Source organism: Clostridium sp. HV4-5-A1G (assembly GCF_900184915.1).
GTDB classification, from domain to species: domain Bacteria; phylum Bacillota; class Clostridia; order Clostridiales; family Clostridiaceae; genus Clostridium_B; species Clostridium_B aromativorans.
On the sequence record NZ_FXYI02000157.1, the window covers coordinates 1 to 8,706 of the forward strand.

Here is an 8,706-nt window from a genome sequence, read left to right on the forward strand (position 1 = left end):
ATAAAATAGTAATTAAATGGATAATTCAATATTATGTGTCGAAATAATTTTATAGTTTTTAATTGAGTATGCTATTTGTAATAAAAAATATAAGCTGGAGTTTTTGCTAATATTATAAAATAAATTATTTTATATGGTAAAATAATAGAGGAGTAGGTGATTGATTTGAATTATTTGAAAAAGTTTATTTATGATTTGAGAGAAATAGTAAATAATATGGAATTAGAAATTTATCTAGTAGGTGGATATGTAAGAGACAAATTGATGAATATAAAGGCTGAACCTAAAGATGCAGATTTCGTAATTAAGGGAGATATTCATCAATTTATAAAGGAAATTGGTAAAAAAGGATATAGATTTTTCACTATAAAAGAAAGTGTAGGTATATATAGATGTGTATTAGGTGAAAATACAATAGATATTTCATCTATGAGGGGTAATTCTATCGAGGAAGATTTAAGAACCAGAGATTTTACTGTAAATGCGATAGCTATGAGAGTTATCCACAATAAAATATTTGATCCATTTTATGGAAGAAGAGCATTGAAAAGTAGAATACTTAAAAGTGTAAGCGATAAAAGTTTGGAAGAGGATCCTGTTAGGATATTGAGAGGCATAAGGTCTTATATAAAATGTGGAATGCATTTTAATTTGGAGACGGAAAAGCAGATTGAAAAAATATCGGATAAAATAATGGAATCACCTAAAGAAAGAATTTGTAGGGAGATAATGCTTATAATAAAAGAAGATCAACTGGGGATAGCTTTTGAAACTATGGATAATTACGGAATACTAAAAAACATTATACCCTATATAGACGAGTTAAAAACCATAGGAAAATGCAAATATCATATGGAAGATGTATTCACGCATATGAATTTGACATATGGAGTATTTAAAGATATTTTAAGGGATAAAATTAAGTTGAGGAATTTGGATTTAAGTATCTTTGATTGTAGAATAGGGGAATTTAGTCTTAAAGAATATCTAAGTCTGGCTTGTTTTTTGCATGATATAGGTAAATATGAAGCTTATAAAAAGGAGAATAATAAAATAAGTTTTCATGGACATGATATAAAGGGAGCCAGCATATGTAAGGCTTTTTGCGATAATTTGAAATTTCCTAAAAGAGCAGAAAAATATATAGAAAGTATAGTAAAGGGACATATGTATCCACTGGGACTTTTTAAAAACGAAGCTTTTAACAGTAAAAAAGCTACCTACAAGTTTTTTTACAATTATGGCATATGCGCAATTGGAATACTTACTACTGCATTTTGTGATAATTATGCTACTAGAATGAATCTAGATAGGCAAAATGAAAAAGAAAGGTTTAAAATATTTATTGAATATATGTTAAAAGAATATAAACTTTACTGTAAAATGAAGGAAGATAGATTTTTGAATGGAGAAGATGTTGTAAAAATTTTAGGGCAGGAAGGTCCCGTTGTGAAAATTGCTCTTGAAGATATCCACAGACTTAGATATTTGGGAAAAATAAATAATAGAAGAGAGGCAATTGATTATTTAAAATCACAGTCATTTTAAAGTACATTGAAGAAGTATTAACAACAAGAGTTATCCACGGTGTGGATAACTCTCCATTAAATTGTTGTAAGTACAATAATATCAATAATGTGACTTATCCACAGAAAATGTGCATAAAGTTGTGATTTTTGTGGACAAGTATTTGAAATTATAAACTATATTATAGATTTTGGAATAAAATGGAAAAATTACTTATCTACACTTTGAAAAGTAGAAACTATAAAATCAAACTCGTGAGCATCTGTAATTTCTCCATAACTGTCTTCAGAAATTCCAGGATAATAATAAAGTATAAACTTTTCCTTGGACACTATATTTTTAATTATAATATACTTTTTATCCAATTTTATATCTTGTAATGTAGCGAGAACAAAATATCTGTCATTTTCACCAGTCCTATTATTTACAAGATTAATTGAAAAATTATCATGTTTTGTTAAATTTATTTTTTCCCTGTCACAATATATGATGTTTGAGCCGCTTTTACATCCCAGGCAGCTGTCAAATTTACAGTCAGCGGTACAGTTTAGGCATTCGCAATCAGCGCATTTTTCAAGTTGTGATAAAGATTCTAAATGGTCATTTTTATAGGATTCCAATAGAGAAATATATTTATCTGCGTTTAATCTTTTAAAAAAATTTTTTGTATTAAGGTCACTTTCCGCAGCCTCTATTAGTTCTATATATTTTTTTAAAGTTGCTATTTTGGCAGTATATTTTCGCCTGGTCAAGATTTTTTTATCTACAAAAGGTGAAATATTGTCTATAGCATAGGTTATATCCACAAATATTTTCCCGTATTTATTCTTTTGAAGCTTTATAAATTGATGAACTTTATCCATGATATCACCTAATTTTGCTTATATTTTTTTAATTCTTCATCAATATCAACTTCATCTAATTTTTCAAATTCCTTCTCCAAAGTATCTTCTTCCTTTAAATCTCCAAGTCCTTCAGCTAGAGCTTCTTTCTTTTGAATTTTTCTTTCGATATCATCTAAGTTTATCCTATTGTTCCCCGTATCTACATTGGCCATTATTTCATTTACTTTTTTACTGGCTTCAGCATTGTTAAATCTTGCGGCAGCTTCATCTCTGTATACTCTGGTTTTGTGAATTTCCTCTTCTAGTTCCTTTAATTTGACTTTTACTGATTCAGCTTTTTCGCAGGCATCTTTGTAACTTGCCTCAAGAGATGTATAGCTTTTATCAGCCTCTAATTTTCTAGCAAGAGCCTTTTTAGCTAATTCTTCATTTCCTTTACTTAGGGCAAGTTTTACTTTGCCGTCGAATTCAGCAGATATTCTCTTTGATTCTTCCATCTTTTTTTCAATTTCGTGAACATTTCCCAATATTTGAGCTGAAGATAATTTAGCTTTATTTAAACTGTCCTCCATATCTCTTAATTTTTGATCCAGTAATTCAATGGGGTTCTCCACTTCATCTAAAGTGCCATTTACCTTTGCTCTGAAAATATTGGATATTCTCTTCAACACGCCCATAAAAAATCCTCCTTAAATTATCTTTTCCTTTTAAATTTATTTATTCTATTTATGATAAAAATTATTATGAGTACTAATATTACAAACTTAGCAAAACCCCAGAAAAAACTTGCTAAAAGACTGCTTCCTCCATAATATCCGTTATTATATCCCCAGGGTATGGGAATTGGTATAGGGAAAAAAGATCTTCTGCTTTCATTGTTATAGTTTCCCTTAGACTGAGAAGTGCTGCTGCTGGCTTTGTCATTGCTGGATTTTGAAGAAGAATTAGGTGCATTGGAAAAACTACCTGATTTAAAATTTCCACTAGAGCTGTTACCACTGGAGCTTTTATGAAAGGTAGACTTAGGTGAAGAAAAACTACCTGATTTAAAATTACCTCCGGAAGATTTTGAACTACTAATATGTGAAATAGAAGTTCCAAAACCGTGTCCGCTGGAGTGTGAACCTTTGGCATAAACAATACTGGAATTATTGTTTACAACTAAATTAGCGGACTGTATGTTAAAAATACCTGCTGATAGAAATAGGAAAGTAAGCAATAATGATATAATAAAGTATTTTTTATTATGCTTAATTTTAGTCACCCCCTTAAGTCCTCACATCTCTTTCATAGTAACATAATATTTGGTTGATAGCTACTAGAACAATTCACAATGCACAATTCAATATCGTTATGTTATTTATTATATAGTATTAAATAACACATAACAAGTCTTAAATTAACTTATTTTAGGTAACTTAAGACGATTTACTTGTAAAAATATTATATTTTTATGTATTTTATAAATGTTTAGTTTGTAAAGATTATAAATATGCCATATAATATTAGTATAAATTGAGTTTAAATAATAGAAATTTTAATGTGCTGATGAATATGTTATTTGGGAGGTTGTAAAAATTGAATGAGCAAAATTTTGAAATGAAATATATAAATAAAATAGCGCAAAACATATCAAATAATACAATAATACCTTATGAAGATTTACCGAGATATGATTTGTTTTTATCTCAGGTTATAGATTATTTAAATGATAAATTTGAGGAAGAAAACTATACCAATAACATAGTGCAGAATTATATTAAAAATGAAGTTATATCTAAACCGGAAGACGGGAAAAAAAGAGGATATACAAAAGTTCACCTAACTCAGCTTATTCTGTTAAGCTATATGAGGCCTATATTGACAACAGAAGAAATAAAGAAAGTGTTTGCATTGGCTTTTAATGAGATAAATAATGGAGAAGATGATATAATATCCTGGGAAGATGCATATAAGATATTTTCAGATCTTCAGAAAAACAGTCTTAAAGATTTGATGGCAAAAGAAAGTTTTAATGAAAAAAAGTTTCAGAATATAATGAAAAATATGCACTTGAAAATTGAGGGAAAAGAAGAAGAGAGAATAATGGTATTTTTCGTAGTTATGTCTTTGATCTGCCAGGCAAGTGCGATTAAGAAATTAGTTCAAAATATAGTTAATAATTATGAAGATAAATAAGAACTTTATGTTTCTGTTTATTTTAAAGCAGACAAATTTTTATTCAATAGACATATACTTTGAGCAGCTATGCCTTCCCCTTTTCCTGTAAATCCTAACCCTTCTTCAGTAGTGGCCTTTATGCTTATTGAAGATATGTCTATGTTTAATGTTCTGGCTATATTTGCTCTCATATATTTGATGTAAGGTGATAACTTGGGTTTTTCAGCTATTATGGTAGAATCTATGTTTTCTATAATATAGTTATTATCTCTAATTAAATCCAATACTTTAGATAATAAGCTGAGACTAGATACATCTTTGTATCTTTCATCCTGATCTGGAAAGTACTTACCAATATCGCCTAGACAGGAAGCTCCTAATAAACTATCCATTATTGCATGAGTGAGTACGTCAGCATCAGAATGACCAAGTAATCCCCTGTTGAAGGGAATGATTACTCCACCTAATATAAGATGTCTATTATAAACTAATTTGTGAACATCATATCCAAGTCCAATTCTCATGATTAATCCTCCTGTGAATAAACTTAATTTTAGTAAGAATTACTTTATTGTATTTTATCATATATAATAAAAAGGTGCATTTACAAAGCACCTTAAGATATATCCTTAGAATAATATATTATTTTTTTAGTGTCTTTATCTTTTGTCGTGGTTTCTTTAGGAGTTTTATTTGCAGAGCTAAATAATTTTGATAAAAATAATTTTGCTGAAGATAAAAATGACATATCCTTTTTCTTAACATTTTTTGAAAAATCCACTTTGATAACGTTATCTTTCATAAACTAGCCCCACCTTTCATTAAAAGAATTTCTTTACTTTTATAATATCATAAAAATAAAGAAGTGTTAAGAAAATTATGAAAAATATTCTTATTATTTTTATATTGAGATCATAAAAATTGAGGAGATAGTAAATCCCCTCAATTTTGTGAGATAGAAAGGTATATTACTTTGTATTAGGAAATGTTAACTTGTAATCTATGAGCTTTGTAATTGTGTGGATAATAATATTATATGAAGATTGCTCTAATTTGGTTACTATAATTTAAAAATTATACACATGTTGTCCACAAAAATGTGGATAATGTGTATAAGTAACAAGTTATTTACAATAAAATAAGACAAATTAATTATTGAAAATAGAAAAGAAATAAATAATAACAGGTTATAAACAAAATATGTGTGGATAATGTGTATAAGTAAAAATTTTGTTTTACTAATCAAGCATATATATATTATAATAAATGGTAGAATGTATAGGTTTAATATTAAATTGCCTTATATGATAGTTTTATTATAAAATGGAAACGTAGCACATCAAAGTTCTTTTAAGGTTCTTGAAAAAGTTTTTTCTTGTAAGCAAGTTACTGCGAACCTAAGAATGAGCTTATCCAGACGCTCAGCAGTGCTTATCTTCCTTTAGAAAGTTGGGAGTATTAGCAATGGTAGCCTTCGGATAAAATAATATGTGTCGGGAAAGTGAAAAGGATGATACATAAAAAAATTTTAATTACAATAATTTTAATATTTTTTGCTGCAGCTGCAGCCTATAGTATATATAAAATTCAAAATTGTAATAGGAACTATGGGGAAAAAAGCGGCAATAAAGTAAATTCGAAGATAGATCATCAGACTGAAAAAAAAAATATAAATGACAATGCTAATCAATTGAATATAGCTGAGGATAGGATATTTACGGGAGGAGATTTAAAATACAACACCCAGTCTATTCCAGTATTATATTATCATTCAATAGATTATGAAAAAGGAAATGAATTGAGAATTCCAAAGGAAAAATTTAGAGAGGAGATGAAGTTTTTAAGGGACAATGGATATACTACTCTTACTATGAATGAGTTCTATAATTTTTTAGCCTACAATAAGCCTATACCAAAAAAATCGGTGGTTATAACTTTAGATGATGGATATGAGGATAATTATGAAAATGCTTTTCCAATATTAAAAGAATTCGGATTTAAAGCTACTATATTTATAATTACAGGTGCAATAGATAATGAAAAAAATATCTTAACTTCAAGCCAGTTGAGAGAGATGGAACACTATGGTATAGATATTGAAAGTCATACAGTAAATCATGATAAATTGGATAAACTGACTTATAATGAACAGTTAAGTACATTAAAAAATTCCAAAAATTTTTTGGAAAAATTATTGGGTAAAAGAGTGAATTATATTGCGTATCCCTATGGGGAATGGAATGGAGATACTGTAAAAGCTGTAAAGGCTGCAGGATATAAATTAGCTTTTACCACAGCATCGGGATGGGCTAATAAAAATGAAGGATTATATACATTAAGTAGAGTTTATATAAGTGCAAACCATAAAATGGAGGAGTTTAAAAGACGATTGACAAATGAAAAATATAATATTTCAAATTGAATTAACACATTTTGAAAAAATAGTTAAAATTTTTTATGATTAAGTGATAATATATCATTGTGGAGGCGGAAAAATTGAGTAAAGGGAAAAAAATAAAAGTATTTATTTTGGGAGTGGCTTTTACAATTTTAATCTTCCAATTTAAGACGTTGGCACAATCTTCAGTTGGAACTCCTAGAGTGAATATAGACACCAATAAAGAGTGGACTGTTAAATTTAGTAGAGCCCTGAATCCAAGTACTGTAAATAGTTCCAATATATCTGTTACGCATGTTATAGATGGGAAAAATGTTACAGTACCGGTGATGGTAACTTTGGGAAGTGATCCCACGACTGCAATAGTGAGCCCTAGAACAGGCGGATATGAGCCGGGGGAAAAGTACAATCTTACCATAAGTGGTTCAATAGAATCAGCATCGGGAAAAAAGCTGAATAATTCTGTGACTTTACAGTTTGTTACAGATAATGCCTATTCTGATGGGACAAATTATCCGGATCTTCCAAGCATAAGTTCTAATCAGTTTGAGTATACACCACTTTTATCATCTCAAAAGCAGGGATTTTTTCTAAACGGTAATAATGGGACAAGTGTTCAGTATAGAGTATTTGTAAATGCACAAAATGAAGCGGGAGAATCCTATACAGAACTTACCAGTGGTTATACCAGTGAGGAAAATGGGAAAATAACATCTTTGAAGACATTGAGTTCGGGGTCTAATGGAGAGAAATATAAGGCAATTATCTATGTGAAAAGAACGGGAGCTTCAGGAGCACATCGAGATGCCAATACAGATTATGATAACTACTATATAGATTATTTCAGGTGTGTAGACAGTATTGATGTAAATTCTGGCGATTATGTAGATTATAATTTATCTCTGGATGACATAGTTAATACTCAGGTAAATTTAGACAGTAATAGTACTCCTGTATTTGTAGCTGACACTGCAATGGATAATGCAGCTTCGAAAAACCAAATAAAGTATTATGTAAATCCCGATAATTTTTTAGACAGCTATGGTAAATATCAGTTTTTGAAACTTACATATGAAGATGGAATCACAGTGGACAGTTTGAATAATTTTTTAAAGGGAAAAGGGATTTTCGAAGGAATGGGACAATCTTTTTTGGATGCAGCCGAAAATAATAATATAAGCGTGGCTTATTTGGTATCACATGCCATGCTTGAAACTGGAAACGGTGAATCACAACTTGCAAATGGTGGAGCTCGTGACAGCAAAAATAAGTATGTTTATGGTAAGGCTGTATACAATTTTTTCGGCATAGGGGCTACAGGCGAAGATGCTGTGCTCAATGGAACTAAAACAGCTTATGAAAATGGATGGGACACCCCGGAAAAGGCTCTCAGTGGAGGTGCCAAATGGATAGCAGCTCAGTACATAAATAATCCTTCATACAATCAGGACACGCTTTATAAAATGAGGTGGGATCCTGCTAATCCAGGACAACATCAATATGCCACGGATATAGCCTGGGCTTATAAGCAGATATCTAATATAAAGTCATTGCAGGATATATTGTCGGGATCCAATGTCAATTTAAAGTTTGAAATACCTAGATTAAAAAAATAACATTGAGATGTATAAAATAAGAAGACAGTCTTGAAATAAAAATATTTTTTATTTCAAGACTGTCTTTTCATTTTTAGGAAATAATCTGTATTATATTTCATTTAATTTAATTTGTTTTTTATATTTTTAATATTCTTATCTTTTACGAATGGTGCGAAAA

General features: G+C 29.5%; 9 protein-coding genes. 4 read left to right on the forward strand and 5 right to left on the reverse strand.

The annotated features are described in order from the left end of the window. Positions 1–156 precede the first annotated feature (156 nt). Positions 157–1,548: an HDIG domain-containing metalloprotein gene (locus J5G60_RS14330; protein WP_236035327.1), complete on the forward strand. Its 1,392-nt coding sequence runs from the start codon at positions 157–159 to the stop codon at positions 1,546–1,548. A gap of 188 nt (positions 1,549–1,736) precedes the next feature. On the opposite strand, the gene J5G60_RS14335 is transcribed toward J5G60_RS14330, so the two are convergent. The 3 genes from J5G60_RS14335 to J5G60_RS14345 are packed head-to-tail and all read right to left on the reverse strand — an operon-like array spanning position 1,737 to position 3,636. Next, on the reverse strand, positions 1,737–2,390 hold the full coding sequence (locus J5G60_RS14335; protein ID WP_150357447.1) for a DUF1292 domain-containing protein: 654 nt from the start codon (positions 2,388–2,390) through the stop codon (positions 1,737–1,739). A gap of 8 nt (positions 2,391–2,398) precedes the next feature. Then, positions 2,399–3,049: a PspA/IM30 family protein gene (locus J5G60_RS14340; RefSeq protein WP_150357449.1), complete on the reverse strand. Its 651-nt coding sequence runs from the start codon at positions 3,047–3,049 to the stop codon at positions 2,399–2,401. 17 nt (positions 3,050–3,066) lie between these two features. Next, on the reverse strand, positions 3,067–3,636 hold the full coding sequence (locus J5G60_RS14345; RefSeq protein ID WP_150357451.1) for a hypothetical protein: 570 nt from the start codon (positions 3,634–3,636) through the stop codon (positions 3,067–3,069). Positions 3,637–3,971: 335 nt separating this feature from the next. Here J5G60_RS14345 and J5G60_RS14350 point away from each other — a divergent pair, with 335 nt between their 5' ends. Beyond that, the gene (locus J5G60_RS14350) at positions 3,972–4,550 is read left to right on the forward strand and encodes a DUF1836 domain-containing protein (protein WP_150357495.1); all 579 of its coding nucleotides are present in this window, start codon (positions 3,972–3,974) and stop codon (positions 4,548–4,550) included. A gap of 17 nt (positions 4,551–4,567) precedes the next feature. On the opposite strand, the gene ispF is transcribed toward J5G60_RS14350, so the two are convergent. Next, positions 4,568–5,056: a 2-C-methyl-D-erythritol 2,4-cyclodiphosphate synthase gene (gene ispF, locus J5G60_RS14355; RefSeq protein ID WP_150357453.1), complete on the reverse strand. Its 489-nt coding sequence runs from the start codon at positions 5,054–5,056 to the stop codon at positions 4,568–4,570. A 92-nt stretch (positions 5,057–5,148) separates the two neighbouring features. Beyond that, complete coding sequence (locus tag J5G60_RS14360; RefSeq protein WP_150357455.1) at positions 5,149–5,334, reverse strand: hypothetical protein; 186 nt, start codon at positions 5,332–5,334, stop codon at positions 5,149–5,151. A gap of 708 nt (positions 5,335–6,042) precedes the next feature. Here J5G60_RS14360 and J5G60_RS14365 point away from each other — a divergent pair. After that, on the forward strand, positions 6,043–6,954 hold the full coding sequence (locus J5G60_RS14365) for a polysaccharide deacetylase family protein (RefSeq protein WP_150357457.1): 912 nt from the start codon (positions 6,043–6,045) through the stop codon (positions 6,952–6,954). 74 nt (positions 6,955–7,028) lie between these two features. Continuing rightward, positions 7,029–8,546, forward strand: a complete 1,518-nt coding sequence (locus J5G60_RS14370; RefSeq protein WP_150357458.1) for a glucosaminidase domain-containing protein — start codon at positions 7,029–7,031, stop codon at positions 8,544–8,546. Positions 8,547–8,706: the final 160 nt, after the last annotated feature.

Coding starts and splice junctions, on each gene's coding strand:
- ispF (WP_150357453.1), bottom strand. CDS start 5,056: ATGAGAATTGGACTTGGATATGATGTTCACAAATTAGTTTATAATAGA.
- J5G60_RS14340 (WP_150357449.1), bottom strand. CDS start 3,049: ATGGGCGTGTTGAAGAGAATATCCAATATTTTCAGAGCAAAGGTAAAT.
- J5G60_RS14335 (WP_150357447.1), bottom strand. CDS start 2,390: ATGGATAAAGTTCATCAATTTATAAAGCTTCAAAAGAATAAATACGGG.
- J5G60_RS14365 (WP_150357457.1), top strand. CDS start 6,043: ATGATACATAAAAAAATTTTAATTACAATAATTTTAATATTTTTTGCT.
- J5G60_RS14360 (WP_150357455.1), bottom strand. CDS start 5,334: ATGAAAGATAACGTTATCAAAGTGGATTTTTCAAAAAATGTTAAGAAA.
- J5G60_RS14350 (WP_150357495.1), top strand. CDS start 3,972: ATGAAATATATAAATAAAATAGCGCAAAACATATCAAATAATACAATA.